This window comes from uncultured Gilvimarinus sp., assembly GCF_963972205.1.
GTDB classification, from domain to species: Bacteria; Pseudomonadota; Gammaproteobacteria; order Pseudomonadales; family Cellvibrionaceae; genus Gilvimarinus; species Gilvimarinus japonicus.
In genome coordinates, this window is the sequence record NZ_CAXAUC010000002.1 from 164,384 (window position 1) to 189,250 (window position 24,867).

Annotated in this window: 21 protein-coding genes and 1 pseudogene; 13 read left to right on the forward strand and 9 right to left on the reverse strand. The window is 51.0% G+C overall.

What is annotated here, in order from left to right; genetic code table 11:
- Positions 1 to 12 precede the first annotated feature (12 nt).
- The 4 genes from araA (at position 13) to AACY82_RS05295 (ending at position 6,659) form a co-directional block, all read left to right on the forward strand.
- The gene (araA, locus tag AACY82_RS05280; protein WP_339615740.1) at positions 13 to 1,515 is read left to right on the forward strand and encodes an L-arabinose isomerase; all 1,503 of its coding nucleotides are present in this window, start codon (positions 13 to 15) and stop codon (positions 1,513 to 1,515) included.
- Between the two features lie 307 nt (positions 1,516 to 1,822).
- Entirely contained in the window at positions 1,823 to 3,199 is a 1,377-nt protein-coding gene (locus AACY82_RS05285) for an MFS transporter (protein WP_339615741.1), read from the forward strand.
- 50 nt (positions 3,200 to 3,249) lie between these two features.
- Positions 3,250 to 4,197, forward strand: a complete 948-nt coding sequence (locus AACY82_RS05290; protein ID WP_339615742.1) for a glycoside hydrolase family 43 protein — start codon at positions 3,250 to 3,252, stop codon at positions 4,195 to 4,197.
- Between the two features lie 74 nt (positions 4,198 to 4,271).
- A complete protein-coding gene (locus AACY82_RS05295; protein ID WP_339615743.1) occupies positions 4,272 to 6,659 on the forward strand; it encodes a glycoside hydrolase family 127 protein in 2,388 nt (795 codons plus the stop codon).
- A gap of 28 nt (positions 6,660 to 6,687) precedes the next feature.
- Here AACY82_RS05295 and AACY82_RS05300 read toward each other — a convergent pair whose 3' ends face one another.
- Positions 6,688 to 7,137: a MarR family transcriptional regulator gene (locus tag AACY82_RS05300; protein ID WP_339615744.1), complete on the reverse strand. Its 450-nt coding sequence runs from the start codon at positions 7,135 to 7,137 to the stop codon at positions 6,688 to 6,690.
- 94 nt (positions 7,138 to 7,231) lie between these two features.
- On the opposite strand from AACY82_RS05300, the gene AACY82_RS05305 reads away from it, so the two are divergent.
- Together AACY82_RS05305 and AACY82_RS05310 are read left to right on the forward strand one after the other, a co-directional pair.
- Positions 7,232 to 8,008: a siderophore-interacting protein gene (locus tag AACY82_RS05305; RefSeq protein ID WP_339615745.1), complete on the forward strand. Its 777-nt coding sequence runs from the start codon at positions 7,232 to 7,234 to the stop codon at positions 8,006 to 8,008.
- 129 nt (positions 8,009 to 8,137) lie between these two features.
- Positions 8,138 to 8,638, forward strand: a complete 501-nt coding sequence (locus tag AACY82_RS05310) for a hypothetical protein (RefSeq protein ID WP_339615746.1) — start codon at positions 8,138 to 8,140, stop codon at positions 8,636 to 8,638.
- Between the two features lie 84 nt (positions 8,639 to 8,722).
- Here AACY82_RS05310 and AACY82_RS05315 read toward each other — a convergent pair.
- A pseudogene (locus tag AACY82_RS05315) lies at positions 8,723 to 9,691 on the reverse strand (glycoside hydrolase family 11 protein); the annotation flags it as partial.
- Positions 9,692 to 10,173: 482 nt separating this feature from the next.
- Between AACY82_RS05315 and AACY82_RS05320 the strand changes: the two are divergent.
- From AACY82_RS05320 to AACY82_RS05340, 5 genes are all read left to right on the forward strand, one after another.
- The gene (locus AACY82_RS05320) at positions 10,174 to 11,031 is read left to right on the forward strand and encodes an MOSC N-terminal beta barrel domain-containing protein (protein ID WP_339615747.1); all 858 of its coding nucleotides are present in this window, start codon (positions 10,174 to 10,176) and stop codon (positions 11,029 to 11,031) included.
- A 99-nt stretch (positions 11,032 to 11,130) separates the two neighbouring features.
- Positions 11,131 to 11,382, forward strand: coding sequence for a DUF1244 domain-containing protein (locus AACY82_RS05325; protein WP_339615748.1), 252 nt, complete (start codon positions 11,131 to 11,133; stop codon positions 11,380 to 11,382).
- 66 nt (positions 11,383 to 11,448) lie between these two features.
- Complete coding sequence (gene pelA, locus AACY82_RS05330) at positions 11,449 to 12,606, forward strand: pectate lyase (protein WP_339615749.1); 1,158 nt, start codon at positions 11,449 to 11,451, stop codon at positions 12,604 to 12,606.
- 164 nt (positions 12,607 to 12,770) lie between these two features.
- A complete protein-coding gene (locus AACY82_RS05335) occupies positions 12,771 to 13,502 on the forward strand; it encodes a glutaredoxin (protein ID WP_339615750.1) in 732 nt (243 codons plus the stop codon).
- Positions 13,503 to 13,597: 95 nt separating this feature from the next.
- On the forward strand, positions 13,598 to 13,969 hold the full coding sequence (locus tag AACY82_RS05340) for a diacylglycerol kinase (RefSeq protein WP_339615751.1): 372 nt from the start codon (positions 13,598 to 13,600) through the stop codon (positions 13,967 to 13,969).
- A gap of 6 nt (positions 13,970 to 13,975) precedes the next feature.
- Here the strand turns inward: AACY82_RS05340 and AACY82_RS05345 are convergent, their stop codons facing one another.
- The 7 genes from AACY82_RS05345 to AACY82_RS05375 all read right to left on the reverse strand — a co-directional run bounded on the left by AACY82_RS05345 (position 13,976) and on the right by AACY82_RS05375 (position 22,427).
- Entirely contained in the window at positions 13,976 to 15,193 is a 1,218-nt protein-coding gene (locus tag AACY82_RS05345; RefSeq protein ID WP_339615752.1) for a HAMP domain-containing sensor histidine kinase, read from the reverse strand.
- Positions 15,183 to 15,875 (reverse strand): response regulator transcription factor, encoded by a 693-nt coding sequence (locus AACY82_RS05350; RefSeq protein WP_339615753.1) that lies wholly within the window; start codon positions 15,873 to 15,875, stop codon positions 15,183 to 15,185. The genes AACY82_RS05345 and AACY82_RS05350 overlap by 11 nt, the downstream gene beginning before the upstream one ends.
- 89 nt (positions 15,876 to 15,964) lie before the next feature.
- Positions 15,965 to 16,666 (reverse strand): phosphatase PAP2 family protein, encoded by a 702-nt coding sequence (locus AACY82_RS05355; RefSeq protein ID WP_339615754.1) that lies wholly within the window; start codon positions 16,664 to 16,666, stop codon positions 15,965 to 15,967.
- Complete coding sequence (locus AACY82_RS05360) at positions 16,663 to 18,309, reverse strand: phosphoethanolamine--lipid A transferase (RefSeq protein WP_339615755.1); 1,647 nt, start codon at positions 18,307 to 18,309, stop codon at positions 16,663 to 16,665. Before AACY82_RS05360 ends, AACY82_RS05355 begins: the two co-directional genes overlap by 4 nt.
- A gap of 297 nt (positions 18,310 to 18,606) precedes the next feature.
- Positions 18,607 to 20,289 carry a phosphoethanolamine transferase gene (locus AACY82_RS05365; protein WP_339615756.1) on the reverse strand — a complete coding sequence of 561 codons (1,683 nt, stop codon included), beginning with the start codon at positions 20,287 to 20,289 and terminating at the stop codon, positions 18,607 to 18,609.
- 20 nt (positions 20,290 to 20,309) lie between these two features.
- Positions 20,310 to 21,110, reverse strand: coding sequence for an undecaprenyl-diphosphate phosphatase (locus AACY82_RS05370; protein WP_339615757.1), 801 nt, complete (start codon positions 21,108 to 21,110; stop codon positions 20,310 to 20,312).
- Positions 21,111 to 21,377: 267 nt separating this feature from the next.
- Positions 21,378 to 22,427 (reverse strand): arabinan endo-1,5-alpha-L-arabinosidase, encoded by a 1,050-nt coding sequence (locus AACY82_RS05375; RefSeq protein WP_339615758.1) that lies wholly within the window; start codon positions 22,425 to 22,427, stop codon positions 21,378 to 21,380.
- 264 nt (positions 22,428 to 22,691) lie between these two features.
- Here AACY82_RS05375 and AACY82_RS05380 point away from each other — a divergent pair, with 264 nt between their 5' ends.
- Together AACY82_RS05380 and AACY82_RS05385 are read left to right on the forward strand one after the other, a co-directional pair.
- On the forward strand, positions 22,692 to 23,699 hold the full coding sequence (locus tag AACY82_RS05380) for a glycoside hydrolase family 43 protein (RefSeq protein WP_339615759.1): 1,008 nt from the start codon (positions 22,692 to 22,694) through the stop codon (positions 23,697 to 23,699).
- A gap of 37 nt (positions 23,700 to 23,736) precedes the next feature.
- Complete coding sequence (locus tag AACY82_RS05385) at positions 23,737 to 24,807, forward strand: aldose epimerase family protein (RefSeq protein ID WP_339615760.1); 1,071 nt, start codon at positions 23,737 to 23,739, stop codon at positions 24,805 to 24,807.
- The last annotated feature ends 60 nt before the right edge of the window (positions 24,808 to 24,867 follow it).

Sequence of the window (24,867 nt, forward strand, 5' to 3'; positions counted from 1 at the left end):
AGAGAGGCTATTATGAAAGTATACGGCGATAAAAAAGTATGGTTTGTGACCGGCTCGCAGCATTTGTACGGGCCGGCAATGCTTAAAGAAGTGGCTGACAACAGCGCAAAGATTGCCGAGGGATTAACGGCCTCGGATGCGCTCTCGGCAGAAATTGTCAGCAAAGGTGTGGTCACGACCCCTGAAGAGATCTTGGATGTATGCCAAGCGGCCAACTCAGATAAAAACTGTGTGGGTTTGATTTTGTGGATGCACACGTTCTCGCCCGCCAAAATGTGGATTGCCGGTTTGTCAGCGTTAAGCAAACCCTATATGCATTTGCACACCCAGTTTGGCGCCGAGCTGCCTTGGGCAGACATCAATATGCACTATATGAACCTTAACCAAAGTGCCCACGGTGATCGGGAGTTTGGTTACATTGGTACCCGCTTGCGTCAGGAGCGCAAAGTCGTGGTGGGCCACTGGCAGCGAGAGAGCGTACAGCAGCAAGTTGATAACTGGGTACGCGCCGCCATGGGTTGGCACGAGTCGCACACCCTAAAGGTGGCACGCTTTGGCGATAACATGCGGCAAGTCGCGGTAACCGAAGGCGATAAAGTCTCGGCACAAATTCAGTTCGGTTACGAGGTGCATGCGTTTGGTTTAGGTGATTTGTCGGCCGCGTGCGACAAAATTACCGATTCTGAGATTGCCAGCCAGCTTGAGTTATACAAGCAAGAATACACGATTGATGCCGCCGTATTTGACGATGCCCACCAGCTAGAAATGCTGCAAAACGAAGCGCGCTTAGAGCTGGGAATGGAGCGCTTTATGGAGGCCGGTAACTTTAAAGCCTTTACTAATTGCTTTGAAAACCTCACCGGTTTGTCTGGCCTGCCGGGCTTGGCAACGCAGCGCTTGATGAGCAAAGGCTACGGCTACGGTGGTGAGGGCGATTGGAAAACCGCCGCCATGAACCGCATCGTTAAAGTGATGAGCAAAGGCCGCACCGGTGGCACCTCGTTTATGGAAGATTACACCTACCACTTTGGCGCGACCGATCAAGTGCTGGGGGCGCATATGCTAGAAATTTGCCCCAGCATTACCGACGCGAAACCAGAGGTTGTCGTGGCGCCGCACACCATTGGTATTAAGAAAGACATTGCGCGCTTACTGTTTACCGGTGCCAGCGGTCCGGCGCTTAATATATCAACCATCGATATGGGCACGCGCTTTCGTATTATTGTGAACGAAGTAGAAACGGTAGCGCCGCCGGCCGATTTGCCTAATTTACCTGTTGCTAAAGCCCTGTGGGAACCTAAGCCAAGCTTAGAGGTTGCCGGCGCTGCCTGGATTCACGCCGGGGGTGCGCACCACAGTGTCTACACTCAGGGCATTACCACCGAGCAAGTCATCGATTTTGCCGAGATGGCGGGTGTCGAGTTGGTGGTGATTGACGAGAACACCAATATTCGCGAGTTTAAACAAGAGCTGCGCCACAATGCGGTGTTCTACCATTTAAGTCAGGGCATCTAAGCGTTTAGCGTTTAAAGCTTGGCGCCGGTGTAACGCCGGCGCGGCTGAGGCCGTCAGTTTAATGTTAAGCCACCTGTAAGTCATAATCCTACGGGTGGGGCCGCTATAAACGAGGCGCTTTAGTGGCTCGCCCTACGGCAAAGGCCTTTTGGGGCTTTGTCTTCAAGTAATCGCAACATTGATGATAACAAACTAGCCTAAGGGGACGCGAGCGGCAATAATGTTCGTTTAAGTCAAAGCTTAATCGCTAAGTGCAATAATAACGTTTGATGCCGGAGTAGCCTCCGGCCACGACAGGCAGATAATAATGAAGACAGAAAAGCTATCGGTACTGGAGAAAGTTGGTTTTGGTGCAGGGGATATGGCGGTAAACGTCATGATCGCGGCCATGTTCTACTTTATGCAGTACTTCTATACCGACATCTTCGGTCTTAAGCCTGCCCACGTGGGGATGCTATTTTTAGCGGCCCGCTTTGTCGACGCCTTTAGCGACCCCTTTATGGGGTTGTTAACCGATAAGTACAAATCCCGTTGGGGGCGGTTTCGCCCGTACTTTTTGTACTTAGCCATTCCTTATGGCTTCTCGGTGTTCTTGCTGTTTACCACGCCCGATTTTAGCTACAACGCCAAGCTGGTGTGGGCCTACGTTACCTATTTGTTTGCCACCTTAATGTTTACCGGCGTGGCCATTCCCTATATCTCGTACATCGGGGTGCTAACGTCCGAGCCGCAAGAGCGGTTATCGGCCAATGGCTATCGGATGTTTTTTGCCAAGATCGCCAACGTGGTTATCGTCGCGTCGGTGCCAAAATTGGCCATCATGTGGGGCGATGGCAACCCGGCACAAGGTTATCAGGCGGCGATGGGCTTGATGTCGTTTCTGGGCGTGCTGTTGCTGCTTATGTGCTTTTTTACCACTCGCGAGCGGGTTGAGCATGTGGTGGATAAAAAGTCGTTGCGCGAGCAGGCCAAATACCTACTTAAAAATGACCAGTGGCTGGTGCTTAGCGCTTGTTGCGTATTAGGCACGCTGGGTTACGCTCTGCGCGGTGGCGTTGCCTTTTATTACGGAATTTATTTTTTGGGCGGCGATGAGGCCTTGGCCGGTAATTTTACCGCCGCCGGTATTGCCGCCTCTATTGCCTCAATGGTCGCCTCCACCTGGATTACCAAGCGCTTTTGTAAAGTACAGCTGTTTCGCTGGTCACAGATTTTGGTGTTTGTGTTAAGTGTACTGATGTATTTTGCGGTCGATCCCGGCGATATCGTTTTGGCGTTTGGCTTGTATATTTTATTGTCGTTTGTGGTCGACTTGCATGCGCCGGTGTTTTGGTCGGCCATTGCCGAAGCGGTTGACTACGGCGAGGCGAAAACCGGTAAAAGAGTATCTGGCCTCTCGTTTGGAGGGATTTCATTCTGCCAAAAAGCCGGCTCCGGTTTGGCCGGTTACGTTACCGGTATGCTGCTAACCTACTATGGGTATCAGGCCGGTGAAGTACAAAGCGATTTTACCATGAATGGCTTGGCATTGATGTTGACCGTTATTCCCGGCGTATTTCACGCCTTGATGGGGCTGGTAATGTTTAAGTACCGCATTACCGATCGTTTTTATAACGAGCTAAAAGCGCGCGGCGAAATAGCCGGCGAACAAGCGCCCGACCACACAACAGAGACACCTTTATAGCGGGCTGCTGGTGCGTTATAGGTTTGTTTTAAATATTATTGGAGAGACACGTGAGCGTATTAACCCCTTTGATCGAGCAGCGCGCCGATCCGTATATACACAAGCATACCGACGGTTACTATTATTTTACCGCTTCGGTGCCCGCTTACGATGGAATCGAGCTGCGCCGTGCCACCACGATTGCCGGATTGGCAGCTGCCGAAACCGTGATGGTGTGGACTAAGCCCGACACCGGCCCCTATAGCGATTTGATTTGGGCGCCCGAGATTCATTTTAATGAGGGTGCTTGGTACGTTTATTTTGCCGCTGCGCCCTCGCGAGACATTAAAGACGACTTGTTTCAACATCGTATGTATGCGATCTCGACGAACGCGGATAACCCATTAACTGGCGACTGGACTTTTGAGGGCCAAATCGAGACCGGCATGGACACCTTTTGTTTAGATGCTACCACCTTTAATCACAAGGGGGTGTTGTACTATTTGTGGGCACAAAAAGAAGAGGGTGTTCGCGGTAACTCAAACCTCTATATTGCCCCCATGAAAACACCGGTCGAGATCGACGGCAAACCAGTGCGCTTAACTATCCCCGAGTACGATTGGGAAACCATCGGCTTTTGGGTTAACGAAGGCCCGGCTGTTGTTAAACACGGTGGCCGTTTGTTTATCACCTACTCGGCCAGCGCAACCGATGAAAATTACGCGATGGGTCTGCTGTGGGCGGACGAATCGTCTGACTTATTAGACCCGGCCAGTTGGAGTAAATCAAAAACCCCGGTGCTGACCAGCAGCCCCGGTTACAATATTTTTGGCCCCGGCCACAACAGCTTTACCCAATCGGAAGATGGCCAAACCGATATGTTGGTTTACCATGCCCGTACCTACACCGAAATTGAAGGTGACCCGCTGTGGGACCCTAATCGCCATACTTTTGTTAAGCCGCTAAAGTGGGGTGACGATGGTATGCCGGTATTTGGTGATGCGGCATTGGATGATTAACTGTTTATGGCCCGCAACTGCGGGCCTTTTTTTACGCACGCAATAACCGCCTGTCATTGATATTGAGATTCCCCATGAAATTGTCCGCATTATTGCTTGGCGCTGCGCTGAGCATGGCCACAGTCACGCCCGCTCTAGCCGTTGAATATTTTCCGCTGCAGGATGTTCGCCTAACGGAAGGTCCCTTTAAGCACGCGCAAGAGAAAAACCTGCAATACGTACTGGCGATGCAGCCCGATCGGTTGTTAGCGCCTTATTTAATAGAGGCGGGGCTTAAACCCAAGGCCGATAATTACGGCAACTGGGAAGATACCGGCCTTAATGGCCATATCGGCGGTCACTACCTAACCGCGTTAAGCCTTGCCTACGCCGCCACTGGTAACGCGGAAGTGTTGCGACGGCTTAACTATATGCTCGATGAGCTAGCGCGGGCGCAACAAGCCAATGGCAACGGTTATTTGGGCGGTGTACCCAAAGGTGACAAGCTTTGGCACGAGATCGCCAAAGGCGATATTCGCGCCGACTTGTTCGCGCTTAACGGCTATTGGGTGCCTTGGTATAATTTACACAAAGTATTTGCCGGCCTGCGCGATGCTTATAGTTACACCGGCAGCGAGCAGGCCAAAACCATGCTGCTAGCCTGGGCCGATTGGGCGGCTAACCTGGTGGACGATTTAACCGATGAGCAAGTTCAAATTATGCTCACCACCGAATACGGCGGCATGAACGAAACCTTTGCCGATGTCTACGCCATTACACACGATAAACGCTATTTAACGCTAGCCGAGCAGTTTTCTCACGAGACTATTTTGCAACCGCTGGAAAAACATCGAGACCAGCTCACCGGTTTGCACGCTAATACCCAGATTCCTAAAGTGATTGGCTTTGAACGAGTTGCAGAGGAGGGAGGCTTAGCGAGCTGGCACGAGGCTGCCGAATATTTTTGGCATACTGTTGTACGCGAGCGCAGCGTGGCGATAGGCGGTAACAGTGTGCGTGAACACTTTCATGCCAAAGACGATTTCGAGCCGATGGTAACCGAGGTCGAAGGCCCGGAAACCTGCAATACCTATAACATGCTTAAACTCACCAAGCTGTTGTACGGTCGCGATGACAAGCTCGAATATGTTAACTACTACGAGCGGGCACTCTACAATCATATCTTGTCGTCGCAAGATCCAGACACAGGCGGCTTAGTGTATTTTACCCCCATGCGGCCTAATCATTATCGTATGTATTCGCAGCCGCAAGAGGCTATGTGGTGCTGCGTGGGTTCAGGCATCGAGAATCATATGAAGTACGGCGAGTTTATATACGCCCACGAAGGCGATGCGCTGTACGTCAATTTGTTTATTGCCTCGACTTTGCAGTGGCCAGAAAAATCACTGGCGTTAACCCAAGTAACTCGCTTCCCCGACGAGTCTTCGACCAAGCTAACGTTTAACAAATCGGCAGATATTACGTTAAAGCTGCGCTACCCGGAGTGGGCCGCTAAAGATCAAGCTGTGGTAAAAGTTAATGGTAAACCCGTACCAGTGAAGGCCGCACCAGGGCAGTACATCAGCTTGCAGCGCGAGTGGCAAAAAGACGACGTAGTGATCCTTGAGCTGCCCATGCAAACGCACCTAGAGGCGTTGCCGGATGGCTCGGATTACTACGCCATTTTATATGGCCCTATTGTGCTCTCGGCCGCAACCAAGCCTTTTAAAGATGAAGTGCTTAACTACTATTCCGATGCCAGCCGTATGGGACATATTGCTAGTGGCGAGATGTGTCCGATTGAGCAAGCGCCTATGCTGGTGGCTAACAGCACCGAGTTTGCCGATAAAATTAAGCGCCTTGACGGCGATACGCTGCGCTTTGAAGCCGCCGGGATTATTCAGCCAAAAGCCTATAAAGACCTTGAATTGATTCCGTTTTTTCGTGTGCATCAGTCGCGCTATATGTTGTATTGGCCCTATAGCACGCCCGATAATTTAGCCGCGAAGCGCGCGGCCGGCGCCGAAAAAGAAGCCGTTATGCTAGCGCTTGAAGCGCGCACGGTTGATAAAGTCGCGCCCGGGGAGCAACAGCCCGAGTCCGATCACTTTTTTAAAGCGGGTAACAGTGAAGCCGGCGTTAACGCTGGCCGCCATTGGCGCCACGCTTACGACTGGTTTAGCTACCAGTTGAACGACCCGGACGCGCAGGCAAAGGTGTTGCGCATTACCTATTTTGGTGGCGATCAAGGCCGTCGTTTTAGTATTTTGTTGAACGGTGAGACCATTGCCAATGTGGCACTTAGCAACGAGCAAGGCCCGGTGTTTTACACTGTGGATTACCCGCTACCAGAGGCGGTACTCGCCCAGGCCCAAGGCGGCAAGCACGAGCTAAAATTTGTCGCCGCTGAGGGCTCTATTGCCGGTGGTATTTATGGTGTGCGCCTGTTAAAAATGTCCTCACCATCAGCATTAACGAATTAGCTTCTAATGAGCGGCAAGGATGCTCTTCTTACTTACCGTCGCGCGGCGAATATTTAATATTCGCCAGCATCTTTTTACCTATCGCGACAAAAGCCTCGTGCTCTTCGGGGGTTAAACCGTGGAGGTATTGCGCCTCTACCTCCTGCTCTGCTGCGCGAATTTTTCCTAGCAGAGCGATTCCTTTTCTGGTGAGTGACAGTATTTGGCTGCGTCCGTCCTCTGGGTGAGGGCGGCGGTCGATAAGCCGTTGGGCCTCTAGTTCTTTAACGAGCCGGGTAATCTGCCCTTTGTCCCGACCGCTAACGGCGCACAAACGGTTGGCGGTGCAGGGTTGTTTTTCGGCTTGTATCAGGTGCAGGGCTCGCACATGCATACCACCCAAAGAGACGCCAAACTCTTGCGCCGCGCGCTTGCAGTTCACTTTTATATGGAACGCTAGTTGCCATAATGTGTCGTGTATATCGGATGCTTGGCTCATAAACTGGTTGACTTTATCAACTTGAAATAATATGGTTGATATTGTCTACTATATTTCTGTCTGCTACAAGTTGTTTGCCACAAGGGGAATCCTTATGTCTCGACCTGCTCCGCGGTTGCTGCGTGTCATACGTGCCTACTCTGTCACTCCCCATATGCGTCGCATCGTGCTGGGGGGCGAGGGGTTAACGGGGTTTCCTGACGGTCATGAAAGCGCCAACTTTAAACTGCTGCTGCCTCCGGCTGATGGCGGGCCGTTAAACCTTGATGACCTCCGCGCTACCGATCGTGCCACTCGCCCTATTGTGCGCACCTACACCGTGCGTTATTACGACGCCGAGCGGCAAGAGGTGGCCGTCGACTTTATGATGCATCGCAATCATGGGCCGGCCTCAGGCTGGGCTGCTCAAGCGTCGCCAGGTGATGAGGTGGGATTTGCCGGGCCGGGACAGCCCAAGTTTGTGAATGCCGAGGCTGACTGGTTTTTCTTCGCTGGTGATATGTCGGCACTGCCTGCCATTGGTGCAAATATCGAACGCTTGCCTCCGGCGGCGAAAGGCCATGCCGTGCTTGAGGTATTGAGCGAAGAAGATCGCCAAGAGTTGACGTTCCCTAAGGGAATAAAGGTTACCTGGGTAATTAACCCCGAGCCGGAGCGGTCTAACTCGTTATTGTTGGATGCGGTGAAACGCCAGCCGTGGTTAAGCGGTCAGCCTTCGGTTTGGGCGGCTGGTGAAGGGCAAACCGCCCGCGCGTTGCGCCACTATTTTAAGCGGGAGCGGCAGGTCGAAAAGCACAATCTATACACCAGTGGTTATTGGCAAATCGGTATGACGGAAGATGTTCATCAAATTGCAAAACGTAAAGAGTAAGCGCTTTGTTGGCGCGGATCACACTTGTCGGTGTTTTGTGCAACGTGATCTGCGTCGTATCGGGGCCGGCGCGTTTTCGCTTATTCTTGCGCCCCCAACCCTTGTTTAGCCTATCACGGAGAGGCCATTATGAAGTGGATAAAAATCTTACGTAGCGCGGTATTCATGCTGTTAGTTGTCGCCAGTTATGCCAAAGCAGAAGACGCGTTATCGCTAAAGTTGTTAGAGCGTTGGGCTGCGACTAACGTAGAGTTAAAGCCGCTTGGCGAGCAAGTGAAAGACTTTCAAAACACTGAAGCTCTTAAAAATTACTCTGAAGATCCGTTCGAAATATTGACACTTAGTGACGCCAAACAGGACGAGCTAATAAATGCCGCGTTAAAAGAGCGTGGTATTTACGACGATGTGCAGGCGGTTATGGACGAGTACGACTGGGACAATTACGGCGAATTTTCCCGTGTTCATATGCGTTTTTCGGGGCTTTATATGTATAAAATGCAGCAAGATCGTGGCGGGCAAGCGTATGCGCCTATACTGGAAAAGCTGCAATTAACACAGGAGGATCTCGATTTTTTAGAGGCTCACTGGGAGCAGATGCAAGCGGCGATGACACAAGTCGGCAGCTCTTAATTCTGCGAGGATGAAGAGGGCCTACCGGGGTAGGCCCTCCGTTATAAACCGTTCAGAAACGATTATTTAAACACCCTCCGTTTAGTTACAGTTGCCGCTAAAACAATCGTCGGTATGGCCAAAGCCAATGACACCGCTGCAGTGCATGGTTTCTGAGTAAGAGCCGCCACCACATTCGCCGTTGGCGTAAGTCGCCGTGTTGTACTCCATATCTTCCGCCTGACGATTCTCACCATTGACCGTGACGTAATCTAAAATCACATCGCGGCCAGAGGCGTCGTTGTCGTATTCAACGTTTACATCGCCACTGGCGCCACCGCTATAGGTGTAGCTTTGGTTGCTGGTGGTTAATGTCCAGTCGGCTACCGTCGCACCGCCCACCCGCAGGTTAATGTGTTCACTGCCGCTGACGCCGCGCGCGCGTACGGTAACATCGCCACCATTGTTGCTGCCGCCACCGTTATTGCCACCGCCGGTTGTGCCAAGGGTAATGTTGGAGTTACCGCTGCTTTGATAGCCTTCGGTAGCCATCACCATGTAGTCGTGGTTACCGAGGTTTAAGCCGTGGCTGGCCCAGGCGTCAAAGTGATTACCGGTGGTAATGGTGCCGCCAGTGCGTTTTTGCTGACGCACGCTCCAGTATTGGTAGAAGGTAGCGGTACCCTGAATTGAGGGCTGGTTAACCCGCTGGGTGCGGTAGATATCGTAGGTGCCGCCGTCGGTATTAACGGTGCCGTAGTAGGTGCCGCTCTCGCCGGGGCGATAGCTGCCCCAGTTATCGACGATGTAATACTCAATCAGTGGGCTGGTGGTCCAGCCGTACAGTGTCAGGTATCCGTTACCGGACGGGTTAAAGGTACCGGAGTAACTTACGGTACGACGCCCGCCCGGATTCCAACCTTTGCCGCCCACCCAGTTGCCGGTATTGCTCCACTGTGACGAATAGTTGCCGCCGGAGCCCAGCGTCATCGATACCGTGCCTGGGGCATCGGTCCAGAACGAGTAGTAGTAACCGTTGTGGGTACCGGTTTGGTTAGAGGTTAGGGTTTGTGCCTGGGTGGCGGCTACCGATAATACGGCAGCGGCGGTAGTCAGAATGGCTAAGCTTTTTTTGGCGTGCATTTTTGTGGCTTTTATTATGGTCATAATAACTCTCCGGTTATGCCTCGCAACCAATACCACCTTTAGAGGAAGAGGCGTTAAGGATGGTTTGCTTTCTAGGAGCAAACATTTGGGCGACTTAACCCACTGCTTTTATCGTTAAAAAGAGTTAAGCGGTTAACACTGTAGAGGTCACAGCTTTCGTGGTCAATGGGACTATAAGGTTTTGGTCGAAATAACCATAAGGTGAGAGGTGGTTCGCGTAATCGTTGTTAACTTTAACTGTTCTAGCAAGAAATAATCATATAAATAAGAGGGGCTATTAGTCGCATTGGTCTGACTTTATTGATCGTTATCGTGTATCGGGGGGGTGCATTTGACGTAGTGTGGTGAGCATCTTTGTGCATTAACCTGAGCTTTTGATTGGGTCAGGTATGCAGCACGTTGGGGTAATCAAAGAGATATGGCGCTATCCGGTTAAAGGGATGGCGGGGGAGTCGCTCGCTCAGTGTGACCTTGGCCCTGAGGGGCTTGAGGGGGATCGAGTTTGGGCGCTGCGCGATTCTGCCCGTGGGGAAATTCAAAGTTGCAAGTTTCGTCCGGAGTTACTGCAGTGCACGGCAGCGCTACGCCCCAGCGGTGCGGTTGATGTGGTTATGCCCAGCGGCGATGTCATCGCCAGCGACGACTTACATATTCATCAACGGCTGTCGGAGCTAGTGGGGCACCCGTCGACGCTAGAATCGCTCAAGCCGTTGGATAAGGCGGGTGACAACCGACACTTTTACCGGCGCTATAAGCCTAATAAGCACAGCTGGCTCGATGAGTTAAAAGACACTTTTGCCCGCGAGCCTGGCGAACCTCTGCCGGATTTTAGTCAAATGCCGCAACAGGCGCAGGACTTTGTCACATTGCCCGGCACCTTCTTTCTGGTGTCGCCGTTTCATATTATTACTACGGCAAGCGTAAGGTGTCTGCAAAAGCAATTGCCGGCGGCTGATTGGGATGTGCGTCGTTTTCGTCCAAATGTTGTTATTGAGACCAGCGATGGGGCTGAGGGGTTGTTAGAGCAAACTTGGCTGGGGCGGCAATTGTTGCTGGCGGGCTTGCCCATAGATTGTACGGCAGCCGCGCCACGCTGTGGCGCCGTTACACGCGCGCAAGCCGGCCTCGGAGCCGATAAAACCATGTTGCGCACCATTGTTCGCCGGGCGGCGCAAAATCTGGGTATTTATGGCGCCCTTCGCGAGGCGGGGACAATTCGGGTCGGAGATCCGGTGGCATTACTCTGAGGCGTTGAAGCCTATCATTAATTCATACCGTCCGAGCTTCACTAATGCGGCCGCGCTGCATAGAATAGCCGCTTAAATTGTTTCTAGGCTGGAGCTATTATGAACGACCAAACGCAAACTGAAATCGAGGCCGCCGCATTTCGCCGTCTTATCGAGCATCTCGACAGTCGCAAAGACGTGCAAAATATTGATTTAATGGACTTGGCCGGTTTTTGCCGCAACTGCCTGAGCCGCTGGTACCAAGAGGCCGCCGAAGAGCGTGGCGTCGCTATGGATAAAGAAGCCGCTCGCGAAGTTGTGTATAAAATGCCGCACAGTGAGTGGAAAGATAAATATCAAACTCCGCGCTAGGGGGTTGGTGCAGTCTGTCGATCGTGGTTTACTGCACGTTTAACGATCTTGGGGGCGCCGTTGATCATGAAGTATTCGTTTTTTGCGCTCGTCTTAATAGTGGCTACCTGCTCGTTACAAGCGGCGCAGTGTGTCTCTGAAGACGCCAGCGCGCAGAAAGATACGGCTATCTCATTGGCGGGCTTCGCCGACGCTATACATCATTGGTACAACCGCACCGACCAGTTAGATGCGCCCCTTTACGATACTTTTAACACCGTTGCCATTGCCGACAATATTGTTTTGTATCAGCGCGACAATGGCGGCTGGCCTGAGAACAAACACCCACAGCGCGTATTAAGCCCAGACGAAACAGTCATTATTGCAGCGAATAAATCACAAGCTGATGCCAGCTTTGATAACCGCAATATCTACCCGCAAATAACTTACCTAATGTGTGCGTACGAACAAACGGGTAACGAGCACTACCGCGCCGCGGCGCTAAAAGGCTTAACCTTCACGCTAGGCGCGCAATACGCTAACGGCGGCTGGCCGCACTCCCCCGGGCGCGCCGATCGCCCCTATGGCGATTACATTACCTTTGCCGATGAGGTAATGCCTGGTGTGCTGAGCTTTTTGCGGCAAGTGGCCAGCGCGCAGCCGCCCTTTAAAAGTATTCCTGCACCGCTACGTCAGCAAGCGGCGGCGGCCGTAACAAAAGGCGATGCATTAGTGCTTAACTTGCAAGTGCGAACAAAAGGACAGCGAGCCATTTGGGCGGGGCAGTATCATCCGCAAACCCTCGCGCCGATGGCGGCGCGCACTTATGAATTACCGGCGCTACAAACCTGGGAGAGCGTCGCCGTGGTGGAATATTTAATGTCGATTCCCAACCCTTCGCCCGAGGTAATAGCCGCCGTTGACAGTGCGGTGACTTGGTTTAGCGCCAATCGCATAGCGGGTGTACGTGTTGAAGAGTTTGCTATTGATCCGGTTCGGTTTACCTACCACACGGCGCGGTTCGATCGAAAGCTGGTAGCAGACGCGAATGCGCCGGGTTTATGGGCGCGTTTCTACGACTTAGACACCAGTGAGCCATTTTTTACCAATCGCGACGGCTCGAGAGTCGATGCGTTGGCAGACGTCGCACTCGAGCGTCGCAGCGGGTACGACTGGTACGGTAATTGGCCGGTGCACCTTATCCGCGATGCTTACCCCCGGTGGCGCGCTACAGTCAAAGAATAAAGTGGTTACTTATCGCTGTAAATGTAACAACGACAACGCCATTGTGAGTTTTGCCTAAAAAGATAACTAATTTGGTGTCAATCTAGGGTTAGAAAGGCGCTTGGAGGCTGGTTTAAATTTTGCTTTCTTTCTAGTTTAGGCACTTACAGTAGAAGGAGTTTGGCATGAAACCGACGGCAACGCTTTATCGCATGGTAACCCCCGAGCATGTCTGTCCTTTTGGATTAAAGTCGCGCGCGCTACTTAGGCGTAAGGGGTTTGCGCTAGAGGATCATAAGCTCAGCTCCCGCGAGCAAACCGATGCCTTTAAAAAACAACACGACGTTGATACCACACCGCAAACGTTTATCGATGGCAAGCGAATTGGTGGTTACGACGATCTGCGCCGCTATTTTGGCTTATCGCAAGAAGGTAGTGAGGGCACGAGTTACACGCCAGTAATCGCAATTTTTGCCACCTGTTTTTTATTGGCGTTGGCAGCGGTGTGGGCAAGCGATATTAGTTTACTGTCGGCCCGAACACTGGAGGTCTTTGTGGCGCTGAGCATGACTGTGCTGGCGATTCAAAAACTGCAGGATTTAACCGCGTTTTCTAACCAGTTTATTACCTACGATCTGCTCTCAATGCGCTTTGTGCGCTACGCCTATGTGTACCCCTTTGCCGAGGCCTACGCGGGTATTGGTATGCTGGCCGGGCTCAGTGCGTGGCTGGTGTCGCCGGTGGCGTTGGTTATCGGCTCGCTGGGCGCGATATCGGTGATTAAGGCCGTATATATTGATAAGCGCGAGTTAAAGTGTGCCTGTGTCGGCGGCAACAGCAATGTGCCGTTGGGTTTTATCTCGCTCACCGAAAACCTCTTTATGGTGGGGGCTGCTATTTGGATGTGGCTAAAATAGCGGGTTCTTCTGCGCGCGTCACCGGTACATTCACAAGCCGTTCACAGGGGGAGGGTTAAGCTCGCGACAATACGTTTATTACTGTGAGGTTAACTGTGGAGAACACACAAGTGCCGGCCCCTGCGGCTGGTATAACGCGCATTATCAAAGCGGGTGGTTACTCGCTTAAAGGGCTGGCCTTTGCCTGGCGCGCGGAGGCGGCGTTTCGTCAAGAGGTAGTGCTGTGTGCCGGTTTGCTGATGTGCGCAATGTTGGTGTCTGTGTCGGCCGTCGAGCGAGCGTTATTGATACTTACTTTAGGTTTGGTGCTCGTGGTCGAGCTGGTTAATACCGCGCTCGAGGCTTGTATTGACCGTATCGGGCCGGACTATCACGCTTTGAGTGGCGCGGCAAAAGACGTCGGCTCTGCCGCGGTGCTGGTAGCGTTTGTGGTGGGAGCTTTGGTTTGGGCTACCATTCTACTGTAAGTGCGGTTAGGTGGAGGTAGTGGAGGTAAAAGGAGCAATCTCAATCGTGACAGTAAACCTTTGCTCGTTGCTGGCAACGTTATAACCCCAATGGTTTAGCTCGCAAATACGCTCGATGATTTGTAAGCCGATGCCTTGCCGGGATTGCTCGAGTTCATTATCAATAGCGTTGCTAATGTTTATACCGGATGCAGTAATCGCCAGCGTAATGCAGCCTGTACTGTGTTGCGTCGCGTTGCGTATTAAGTTGTCCAGCACAATGTTCAACAAGTCACTGTTTATGTTCCAATCCAGTGAGGCAACGTGCCATTGTATGCGTTCACGATTTTGCTCGCCGGCGTGCTCCAGTAATAGATTCACAATATTTTCTAGGTCGCATTTTTGCAGTGGCGATACTTTTGTTTCATCTAGGCGCTCAGACTCTCGGCCTAAGTACAAAAAGGCGTTTATCAGCAGTGTTATGCGGTGGCTCGCGGCATCCAGCCGGCTAATCGCCCGGTGGGTTACCTCGGGGGCTAAGCCATCTTTTTTTAGCAGATCAATATTGCCGCGGATAACTGCCGCCGGCGAGCGCAGCTCGTGACTGGCAAAGCGGGTAAAGTCGCGTTCGCGCAGGGCAAAGGCTTGCATTCGATTAAACAAATTACCAAAGGCACGGCTAAGCTGGCCTATCTCGTCATCGCGCGATAGCGTGGGAAACTGAGTGTCCTCTGCAGAAAGGTTTTGCACCGAGTGGGTGAGCGAAACGACAGGCTCAGCTAGTTGGCGTGCCATTTTAGTCGCCATAATAAACAAAATAAGGGTGGCCAGTACCACCGCCATAAGAATAAACACCATGTCGTCAAACTCAGCGATAAAAAAATCGCCCAGCCCCGTCGCCTTAGAGACGACGTAATAACGCTGTTGGTTTGCTGGGTTGATACCCACATACACAGGCGTATCGGTTAGCGCTTCGGGCTGGTTTGATGTTAAAGCTTGGCGAATAATCTCGGGCAGTTCGGCCTCATTAAAATAGACGGTATAGTCGTCGGTGACAAAGGTATTGTGCCCTTCATCGCTGTGTTGCAGTGCGATAGCTATTGCCGTTTGCGCACTGGCGCCGGCTGAGGCATCCTCCTCTGAGGCTTCAATCATTAACCAAACAATAGAAAACGTAAACAGCATCAGCAAGCAGCTGTAGCCTACCAAAGAGGCGATTAGTTTTTGTGTGTAGTTAAGCTTCATCGGCGGTGCCTGCGCTGCCATCGGTAATACAAAAGCCAACGCCACGAATGGTTTTAAGTAACGGTTGCTCGAATGGTTTGTCTATTAATCGGCGCAGTTGATACAAGTGGCTGCGTAATGCGTCACTCTCTGGCGGTTGATCGTGCCAGATGGCTGACTCTAAATTCTCACGGCTAACAATACGTGGTGACTGGGTCATCAAGTGGCGCAGAATTTGAAACTGATATTTATTAAGGGAAATCGTTTGGCCATCGCGCTGAACGATATTTTGTTCTACATCCATTGTGAGCGGCCCGACCGAGAGCTGGCGCGCTTGATGACGCGAAATCCGTAGGCTGAGCGCGCGTATACGGTACAAAAGCTCTTCCATGGCAAAAGGTTTTACCAGGTAATCATCGCCACCGGCTTTAAAGCCGTCAATTTTATCAAGCAGGGTGTCGCGCGCAGTTAAAAAGAGTATGGGGGTGGTGCAGCCAGCGGAGCGCAAAAGTTGGCAGGCGTTTAAGCCATCCATGCCGGGCATCATAACGTCCAACACAATGACATCGTAGCGATGTTGCGAGGCTAAGCTCACCGCCTCCCGGCCGTTGCGGGCGCAATCGGTTTGCATGCCGTGTGCCTGAAGCTGGTCGATAATGGTGGCTAAAATATCGCGATCATCATCGACGACAAGTACGTCCATAGCGGCTCACTACTGAATGCGCCAATAGGCGGCTTTGAGTGGGTTTGGAGAGTTGTTTCACGATTCTAGCAGACCCGTAGCGACACTGGCTATGTAAGTGGCGTGGCGCGCGGCAATGGCCGCCGGTAGATAACACAGTAACAGGCCAGCGCGGAAAACCAACAAATAGCGAGCGTCCATAGATCGTGCGATACAAAGTGTGCGCCGCGCAATTGTTGCGTTACGCCAAATAGTAAACCTAACAGTAATACTAGCCCCAGCGCCCAGCCACGTTTGCTCGGGGCATACCGCAAGGCAATAAAATACAACCCTATCCAGGCGTACCCCGCACTGGCGTGACCGGCAGGAAAGCACTGGCCGGCGGGTATCGTATCGGGACGACGGGAAAATATCGGCGTGTAATCTAAGCTGCCGCCAAATAGCGCTAAGTCCCACGGGCAGTTAACACCAGTGGTGTGTTTTCCCACCGATACCAGCGTTGCCGCGACTCCGGCTGATAAGAATAGGTAGCCCATCGCCTGCTGGTACGGTTTAAGCTTCGCTACCGCAAAACTCAAGCTCCATGTACCCAGGAGTATCACCAGCATTAGCACCATAAGGTTGCGTCCGCCGCGGTGGAGTACTTGCTCGAGTAGCCAATGATTTTTCAGTGCCCAAGAATCGCCCTCGGCGTGATAGAAAAGCTGCCCTAACGTCAAATCAAAGTGGCTTAGCTCGAGCGTTGCCGCCAGGGCGATAAATACCGCCAAGGGTATCCACAAGTGAGTGAAGTAGAAGCGTCGGCTGTTCATCGCTTGGCGATTACATTTAAGGGCTGTCCAGCCGTTTGGCACTGGCTGATGATGTCCATGTTTGGAGTGTAGTTGTCGGTATCCACAGCCATTAATCCGAGCAGTGAGTGGTATAGGTTATCGTGGCTTAAGCTCTGTGAGGCCTTGTCGGCAAGGCATTGCTTAGAAACGTGAAATTGCATTTGATAATCGTCCGACAGCCACATAATCATAGGTACATGCTTTTGCTCATCGGGGGCTAAAAAATAGGGTAAACCGTGTAAAAAGACATTGCCCTCGCCGAGGGATTCGCCGTGATCGGATACGTACAGCATCGCGGTGGTATAGGTTTGTTGTCGAGCTTTTAAGTAATCAATAACCTTGGATAAAAAATGATCGGTATAGCGGATGCTGTTGTCATAGGCATTGATGATCTCTTGCCGGCTACAGCGTTGTAAATCACCGGTTTTACAGGCGGGTTGAAACACCGAGAATTCGTCGGGGTAGCGCTTATCGTACGCGGGACCATGGCTGCCTTTTTGGTGCAAAACAATCAATGTGTCGCCATTGTTTTTTGCTAAATACTGATCTAGGTTGTCGAGTAACATGTCGTCAAAGCATTCACTCTCTAGGCAGGTGATCGTGTTTTCTGGGCCGCTTGTGCCCTGCTTGTTAATACGGTCACAGACGCCTTTGCAGCCCGAGTTGTTGTCGCGCCAGACAACGTCGATACCCGCTCGTTCAATAACGTCTAAAACGTTTTCTCGCGAGCGGGCTCGATCACCGTTGTAGTTTGCGCGGTTCCGGTCTGAAAACATACAGGGTAGTGACACGGCGGTGCTAGTGCCGCAGGATGCCACCTGACTGAAGTTAATAATATCTTGTTGTTGCAGCTGCGGGTTGGTATCGCGCGGGTAGCCATTTAAAGCAAAGTTAGCGGCGCGGGCGGTCTCACCGACGACGACAATAGTAATAACCGGTTTTTGCTGGGCATCCCAAATAGGTTCCTTTTTGGCATCTAGCCCAATGCTGACTAGCGGTTGCTTGCTTTCATTATAAGCGCCGCTTAAGTAGCGTGCGCCGTAATACAGAGCATTAGACGGTACCAATAGGTGGCGAACTTCACGGTGATTGCGAAACAGCGAAGAGTAGGTTTTGTAAAAGGGCAACACGGCGGCCACTAAGGTGATAACGCTTAGGGTTGCCACTAGGGCTTGTCGTTTAAGTTGTTGCATTGGCCTGGCATACGAAATTCGTATGCGGCTGATGATCAGTGCCGGAATAATACCATACAGAGCTAGGTGAATTAGCATTGAGGCGTTGATTAGGTCTAGCGCTTCGTGACTATCGGTCTCAACAATATTTTGAATCATGTTTTTATCAAACACGACGCCATAGTTTTGCATAAAATAGCTGATTCCAGCCGACACCAAGATAATCGATATTAATACTGGTTTTTGAATCCACTTAAAGCAGATGCAAGCTAACAGAAGATTAAATGCGGAAACCACAAAGACAAAAAAGGAGAGAAAAAATAAACTCTGGGGGCGTGTCTCGGTAAAAATTAGAGTCCAAAGGCTACTGTTGTAAAGCAAGGTCAGTATAATGCAAAAAAGCAGCGATACGGCGCTACTGTGCAAGGGCGTTTTTAACAGTGGGTGCATAATCAATCTCACCAGTAAATGGGCGCGAGCAAGGTGGCGCAGCTCACGCGGTACTGAGGAAAGATAGCCGCTGTTGGGTGAACGGATTGTGAAATTTATTCGTGATGTTCGATTTTTAAAAAATTGTTCTAGCTTTTCTGGTTTTTTCGACTAAATAAGTCAATTTTTTTTTGATGAGTTGGTTGTATAGATCACTGTTGTCGATAGTCAATAATAATTCGCTTAAAGAGAAATCTCTGTGATGCTAGTGCTTGCTCTGGTTTTTGTAAAGATTTTAAGGACGTTATTGTCGTAACTTCAGTCGGCTGGATCTTGGCATTTGTCTGTTTTAGGTGGGTTTGATAGAAGCGCTATATCGCAAAAAATAAGGGTTTTGTCGTCGACTAGAACTTTTCTGTAAAGGTTGTCTTCATAGATCTTCTCCCCTTGATAATATGTTACATTTCTTTCGATGTTCGAGTTTTTCACACGAAACCCCATTAGGCCTGATAGCCAAACGCTCAGGTCGTAATGGCTGAGGTGGTGCTCGTTTGGTGTATCCCATTTCTCTGATGTGCTGTTGGGTCTTTGATAAAAAACTATAGGGACCGAGGATATCTCTTTGGTCAATCTATTGTGCCCCCATATACCGTTTTCACCTAAGCTCTCGCCGTGATCTGAGGTGATGATGACAACTTGGCTTCCTTTCAATGCGCTTTCAGTGTAATGAATAATCTTGTCTACCACGTCATCGAATAAGGCTATGGAATTGTCGTAGGCGTTTATGGTTCTCTGAGACAGTTTGGTGTTTTCGCTATCGTCCCATATAGAAAATTTATTTCTGTGGTTTTCATAAGACTGAATGTAGGGTGCATGGCTGCCCCAGAGGTTAATAATAATAAAGTTTTTGGCGCTAGGCTGGTAACCCTCAAGCCAGTTTAACATTTGGTAGTCGCCTGATAATTTCACCCCGACTGGGTCGTTATCTCTGGTGATGATATTATCAATATAACTGACGCCTAAATCGTTTAGCAGCTTTGATTCCATGGTGGAAAGCCACGATGTCTTATAGCCGGAGAGTTTCGCGAGTCGAAATAGATTTGCCGTCTTCGACTCCAGCTGCTTCGTGTTGCCGGGCTCGTACACGGTGTTAATAAGTAATGGCAGCGATGCTCCCGTCGCTACGGAAGACGAAATCCCCTGTTTTGATATGACTCGCCCTTGAGACATTCTTTTATCGAGGTTAGGGGTTGTTGGTCTTGAGTAGCTGTTGATCGATAAGTGATCGTACCTTATTGAATCGCCGATTATCAGTACGATGTTGTCAGGGGTTGAGTCATCGCTTCGGCGGGAAACCGTGTAATCTTCGTATTCAGGTGCAGAGAAGGAAGATGGATTCCAGAGAATTTTTACCAGATAGTAGCTGAATGTATTGATGGAGTTGTGTAGTGAACTTCTGGTGGGGCTTGGAAGAAACGCGATGAGGTCTCGGTCAAGAGCGCGTATGGGTTTGCTGATTAAAATCGCCAGAATAAATACTTGGGCAGTCGCCGGAGTTATACCGGCCGCTCTCTTTTGAAATTTATTGAATAGCAAAAAATGTAGCGTATAGGGTATAGCGACCGCCAGAATAGCAAGATAGTGGCTCACCCATTCGCTGGCAATGACTTTCGTTATATCGTCTGAATCTGAAAAGACCTTTGACATATCAATCGGGTTGATCGGAGTCCCCGCGTAGGAGATATAAGAAATTTGTATCAGCTCTATGAAGGCGAACACTCCTAAAACGACGCGGGGAACCGCTTTTGATCCGCTAAACCACAACGATGCACTAAGTGCGTATAAAATAAAAACGTATTTTAATTCAAGTTCTGACTGGTTTGCGTCTGTGTAGATCTTCTGTAAGAAATCATCCGATAGAAATAAAAGTACAGATGTTGAGGATAGTAACAGGTATTTAAGGATGGATTTATGGTGTGACGTAAGAGTTCGAATAGCCATTTAGAGGTAAAACCTGTTTTTTATCGTAGTAATACGAGATAGATGGTTAGACCAAGCAGTAATCTGTACACGAGAAAGATTTGCAGGCTAAATTTCTCAATAAATTTAAGAAATAGATGTATTGTTATGATTGCCGAAAGAAATGAAACGACACAGCCTAGGATTAGTGGCGTCCATAGAGTTGTATCGTTTGTTGTGATTAATTCATAGCCTTTGACAAGAACCGCTAAGAAGGTGATGGGGATAGCAAGCAAGAACGAAAACTTAGCGGCATCTTTTCTCGTCAGGCCTAACGCCAGGCCCGCCGTAATGGTGGCTCCTGATCGAGATGTTCCAGGTATCAAGGCTGCTGCCTGAGCTATGCCTATAATCAGTACGTCTTTCCAGTTTATGGAGTTTAACTCTCGATCTTTTTTTCCGACGTAGTCTGTTAAGCCCAATAGCAAGCCAAATATTACGGTGGTAAAAAAAATAACCGTTGCAGATCTAAGGCTAGTGTCGATATAGTCCAATAGCATAAGTCCGGCGATTCCAGCCGGAACCGTACCAAAAACAATCGCCCAGGCCTGCCTGCTCATGCCTACATGCTCTCTTGTCGCTAAAGACAGAAATCCATCTTGAACCAGGCGTTTTACGTCTGCGTAAAAATACCCAATGACCGCCATCAACGTGCCTAGGTGCACCGACAGATCAAACGCGAGGCCTTGATCGCTCCAGCCAAGCAGTTGTGGAACCAATATCAGGTGGGCGGAGCTTGAGATGGGAAGAAATTCTGTAAAGCCCTGAAGTATTGCCAGGGTAACGATGTGAATCAGCAGCATTATAGGTAGTTTCTATTGAGGCCGTGAAGTCAAGAAGACCGGATGCCTATAAGCTACTTTGTTGTGTGTGAATGGACTGTGAAAAGTGTGCTCGTGGTGACATAACCGTGGTGTTTGCCTTATTTAGCACTGTTCTAGAGCTGGTATTTCATCCAATACTAATGGGCATAGTACTTATCATAAAAAAGGGGCCTAAGCCCCAAAAGTGACAACATAGTTACGCCAGTAAAAATATTGATATTGCTCTCCGTTGGTCGGTTCTCATCGTTATTGGGGTGCAACGATTTCACTGATGTAGTTATCGAGACCGGCGGGGTCTATTTCGGGCCAGCCGTCGTTCCAGCCAATCGGTAATATCTTTAGCTTTTGCAGTCCGTTATCGGCGGCTTCGTAGGCGTGAAATACCAAGTAGTCTTTGCCGTCAAAGCTGTAGGCACTGTTGTGGCCAAGGCCTGGCCACTTTTTATTGCCTTTTAGAATAACCGTCGCACCACCTTGGGCCAGGTCGCGGCCGTCTTTATCTAGGTACGGGCCGGTCACGGCTTCGCTGCGGCCAACGGCAATATGGTAAGTGCTGTCGGCCCCCCGGCAGCATTTACCCAATGAGATAAATTGATAGTAGTAATTGCCGTGCTTAAAAATAAAAGGGGCCTCAAGTTCGGCGGGGCCGGCTTCGTGGGCGGGAACACCAGCCGGACGAGTACCAGCGGCAATGACGTACCACTGCTCCGGTTCGGCTGGGGCCGACCAGTCGTCATTAAGCTTAAACAACTTGTGCCCGCTCCAGAAAGAGCCAAAGGCCATCCAGCCGTTGCCCTCTTCGTCGGCAATTACCGCGGGGTCAATCGCGTTCCAGTTGTCGCGGTTGGGTACCGATTCAATCACGATCCCCTGATCCTTCCAGCCGTACTCCGGCGAGGCTGGGTCTAGGGTGTCGGTTATGGTTAAGCCGATGGCTGAGGTGTTTTTGCCAAAGGCAGACACTGAGTAATAGAGGTAGTATTTTCCATCTTTTTCTACAATATCGGGCGCCCATAAATGACCATCAAACCCCGGAGCGACCTCTTTAGCCCAGCTAGGCTGACCGGCAAAAGCGCGGCCTTGTGGGCGCCAGTGGATCATATCGTCTGAGTTGTAGATGGTGATGCCGGGACCGGTGCTAAATAAGTAGTAGCGACCGTCTTCTTTGGCCATTACGGGGTCGTGAATACTCACTTGAGCGCCCACCTGATTGGGCTGAGCGCTGCTGCAGGCGGCGAGGGCGAATGTCAGAGCGGCGGTGGCTGAGCGCCAAATTGGTAACAGTCGGGACGTCATGGGGGTTCCTCGTTATCTATTTTCAGTAAAGGCGCGTTTCATGTGCCTGTTTCACGGCTGTGTCGGCGCGGCTCTGTTTAATTGTAAAGATTTGCCAATAGCGGTGGTCGATGACCTTGTAGTCATTATTGTATTATAATAGTATCCATATGCAAGCCGTAATACAGCTGTTGCCCCGTGCGCACGAGCGCAGCGTGGCGGTAGATACCGGCTGTACAAGCAACATAACCCAAATAATAGGTAAATAAAGGGCGGTTAGTCGCGATGACAAGTTTATTATTTCGAGTGCTTGGCACTATGGTGTTGCTAGCCGCGTGGCCCGCGCTAGCCGACGGCGATTTTCCGTACCACAACCCCATTGTTGAGCAGCGCGCCGACCCTTGGGTTCACAAGCACACCGATGGTTATTATTACTTTATAGGTACAGCGCCCGAGTTTGACCGGATCGAGCTGCGCCGAGCGAAAACCATCAACGGCTTGCGTGAAGCCAGCGCCAAAGTGATTTGGCGCAAGCATGCCGGCGGTGAGTTGGGGGCAAATATCTGGGCGCCTGAGCTGCACTTTATTGATGGCCAATGGGTGATTTACTACGCGGCCGCCCCCGCTGACAAACCTTTTTTGATTCGTATGCACGCCTTAACCAGTAATGCCGTTAACCCAATGGACGGCCCATGGGTTGAAGCGGGCCAAATTCAAACGCCGTGGGACAGTTTTTCTCTGGACGCCACCAGCTTTAGCCACAAAGGTAAGCGTTATCTAATCTGGGCTCAAAAAGATAAGGCCGAAAGCTACAATTCGGCCCTCTATATGGCTGAGCAAACCTCTGCGACCACCATCAAAGAGCCGGTCATTACCCTGACCGAGCCGACCTTAGACTGGGAAACCATTGGCTATAAAGTTAACGAAGGGGCGGCGGTGATTAAAAAGCACGGCCGTGTGTTTGTGACTTATTCGGCCAGCGCTACCGACCACAACTACGCGATGGGAATGCTCTGGGCCGATGCCGACGCCGACCTAATGGACCCGAGCGTGTGGCACAAATCGCCGACGCCAGTGTTTGCGACGAATGCCGAGTTAAAACGATTTGGCCCTGGCCACAATAGCTTTACCGTGGCCGAAGACGGCGTTACCGACCTGATGATTTACCACGCGCGCGACTATCGCGAGCTAAAAGGCACCCCTTTGACTGACCCTAATCGCAATGCCCGAGCCCGTGTGTTGGGTTGGGATGATCAAGGGATGCCGGTCTTTAACCAAACCCAGGACGATTAAGTCGTCTGATCGCCAGTAACGGAGAAACGCCCGCGCCATGACCGAGATATGTACAATTACAAAATCCCCCTACGGAAGATTACAGGACGGCCGCGCGGTCGAGTTGTATACCCTGCAAAACAATCGTGGTATGAGCGTCGGTATTATTACCTATGGCGGCATCATCACCTCATTGGTGTGCCCCGATCGTGACGGTCAATGCGATGACGTGGTGTTAGGTTTTGACACCCTGGCGCCCTACGAAACCGACTCGCCGTATTTTGGCGCCTTAATCGGACGGGTTGGCAACCGCTTGGCCGATGGCCGGTTTGAGCTGGACGCCAAGCCGTATCAGTTAGCGTTAAACGAGAATGGCGTAAGCCACTTGCACGGTGGTGAGTGCGGTTTTGACAAAGTGTTATGGCAAGCCGAATCACGCATTACGAGTGATGCCGCCGAGTTGGCGCTGCGCTACGTTAGCGCCGATGGCGATCAGGGCTACCCGGGCAACCTCACCGTCGAGGTCGTGTATCGCTTAACCGGTGATAACCGTTTATTTGCCGAGTACCGTGCCACAACCGATGCGCCGACACCGGTTAACCTCACACAACACAGCTACTTTAACTTGGCGGGTAAGGGTGATGTGTTGCACCACGAGCTTACGCTAAACGCAAAAGCCTATACCCCCATCGACCAACATTTAATCCCCACGGGTGAAATTGCTCCGGTGGCAAATACACCGTTTGATTTTCGTGTGGCAAAAAAAATAGGGGCTGAGCTAGACACTAGCGATGCACAATTAACTCTGGCGGGCGGTTACGACCATAACTTTGCGGTAAACCAAGCCACCGCCGGCGAGCTAACCCGCGCGGCGCGAGTGCACGAGCCAACCACCGGCCGGGTATTAACACTGCACACCACCGCGCCCGGCGTGCAGTTTTACTCGGGCAATTTTCTCGATGGCAGCTTGCAGGGCAAGGGCCGCGATTTTACGCATCGCAGCGGTTTTTGTTTAGAGCCGCAACACTTTCCCGATGCGCCCAACCAGCCAAATTTTGCGGATATTACCTTGCGCCCCGGCGAGGAGTATCGCTCGACCTTGTGTTTTAGTTTCTCGACAGATACCTGAGCTAGGTATCCGCGTCGCGCCATAATGAATAACTCAATGAATTCGAATAAATGAATAGAG

Bases quoted from the DNA above. Each gene is read 5' to 3' on its own strand.
- araA (WP_339615740.1), top strand. From the start codon at position 13: ATGAAAGTATACGGCGATAAAAAAGTATGGTTTGTGACCGGCTCGCAG.
- AACY82_RS05285 (WP_339615741.1), top strand. From the start codon at position 1,823: ATGAAGACAGAAAAGCTATCGGTACTGGAGAAAGTTGGTTTTGGTGCA.
- AACY82_RS05295 (WP_339615743.1), top strand. From the start codon at position 4,272: ATGAAATTGTCCGCATTATTGCTTGGCGCTGCGCTGAGCATGGCCACA.
- AACY82_RS05300 (WP_339615744.1), bottom strand. From the start codon at position 7,137: ATGAGCCAAGCATCCGATATACACGACACATTATGGCAACTAGCGTTC.
- AACY82_RS05305 (WP_339615745.1), top strand. From the start codon at position 7,232: ATGTCTCGACCTGCTCCGCGGTTGCTGCGTGTCATACGTGCCTACTCT.
- AACY82_RS05310 (WP_339615746.1), top strand. From the start codon at position 8,138: ATGAAGTGGATAAAAATCTTACGTAGCGCGGTATTCATGCTGTTAGTT.
- AACY82_RS05320 (WP_339615747.1), top strand. From the start codon at position 10,174: ATGCAGCACGTTGGGGTAATCAAAGAGATATGGCGCTATCCGGTTAAA.
- AACY82_RS05325 (WP_339615748.1), top strand. From the start codon at position 11,131: ATGAACGACCAAACGCAAACTGAAATCGAGGCCGCCGCATTTCGCCGT.
- pelA (WP_339615749.1), top strand. From the start codon at position 11,449: ATGAAGTATTCGTTTTTTGCGCTCGTCTTAATAGTGGCTACCTGCTCG.
- AACY82_RS05335 (WP_339615750.1), top strand. From the start codon at position 12,771: ATGAAACCGACGGCAACGCTTTATCGCATGGTAACCCCCGAGCATGTC.
- AACY82_RS05345 (WP_339615752.1), bottom strand. From the start codon at position 15,193: ATGAAGCTTAACTACACACAAAAACTAATCGCCTCTTTGGTAGGCTAC.
- AACY82_RS05350 (WP_339615753.1), bottom strand. From the start codon at position 15,875: ATGGACGTACTTGTCGTCGATGATGATCGCGATATTTTAGCCACCATT.
- AACY82_RS05355 (WP_339615754.1), bottom strand. From the start codon at position 16,666: ATGAACAGCCGACGCTTCTACTTCACTCACTTGTGGATACCCTTGGCG.
- AACY82_RS05360 (WP_339615755.1), bottom strand. From the start codon at position 18,309: ATGCACCCACTGTTAAAAACGCCCTTGCACAGTAGCGCCGTATCGCTG.
- AACY82_RS05365 (WP_339615756.1), bottom strand. From the start codon at position 20,289: ATGGCTATTCGAACTCTTACGTCACACCATAAATCCATCCTTAAATAC.
- AACY82_RS05370 (WP_339615757.1), bottom strand. From the start codon at position 21,110: ATGCTGCTGATTCACATCGTTACCCTGGCAATACTTCAGGGCTTTACA.
- AACY82_RS05375 (WP_339615758.1), bottom strand. From the start codon at position 22,427: ATGACGTCCCGACTGTTACCAATTTGGCGCTCAGCCACCGCCGCTCTG.
- AACY82_RS05380 (WP_339615759.1), top strand. From the start codon at position 22,692: ATGACAAGTTTATTATTTCGAGTGCTTGGCACTATGGTGTTGCTAGCC.
- AACY82_RS05385 (WP_339615760.1), top strand. From the start codon at position 23,737: ATGACCGAGATATGTACAATTACAAAATCCCCCTACGGAAGATTACAG.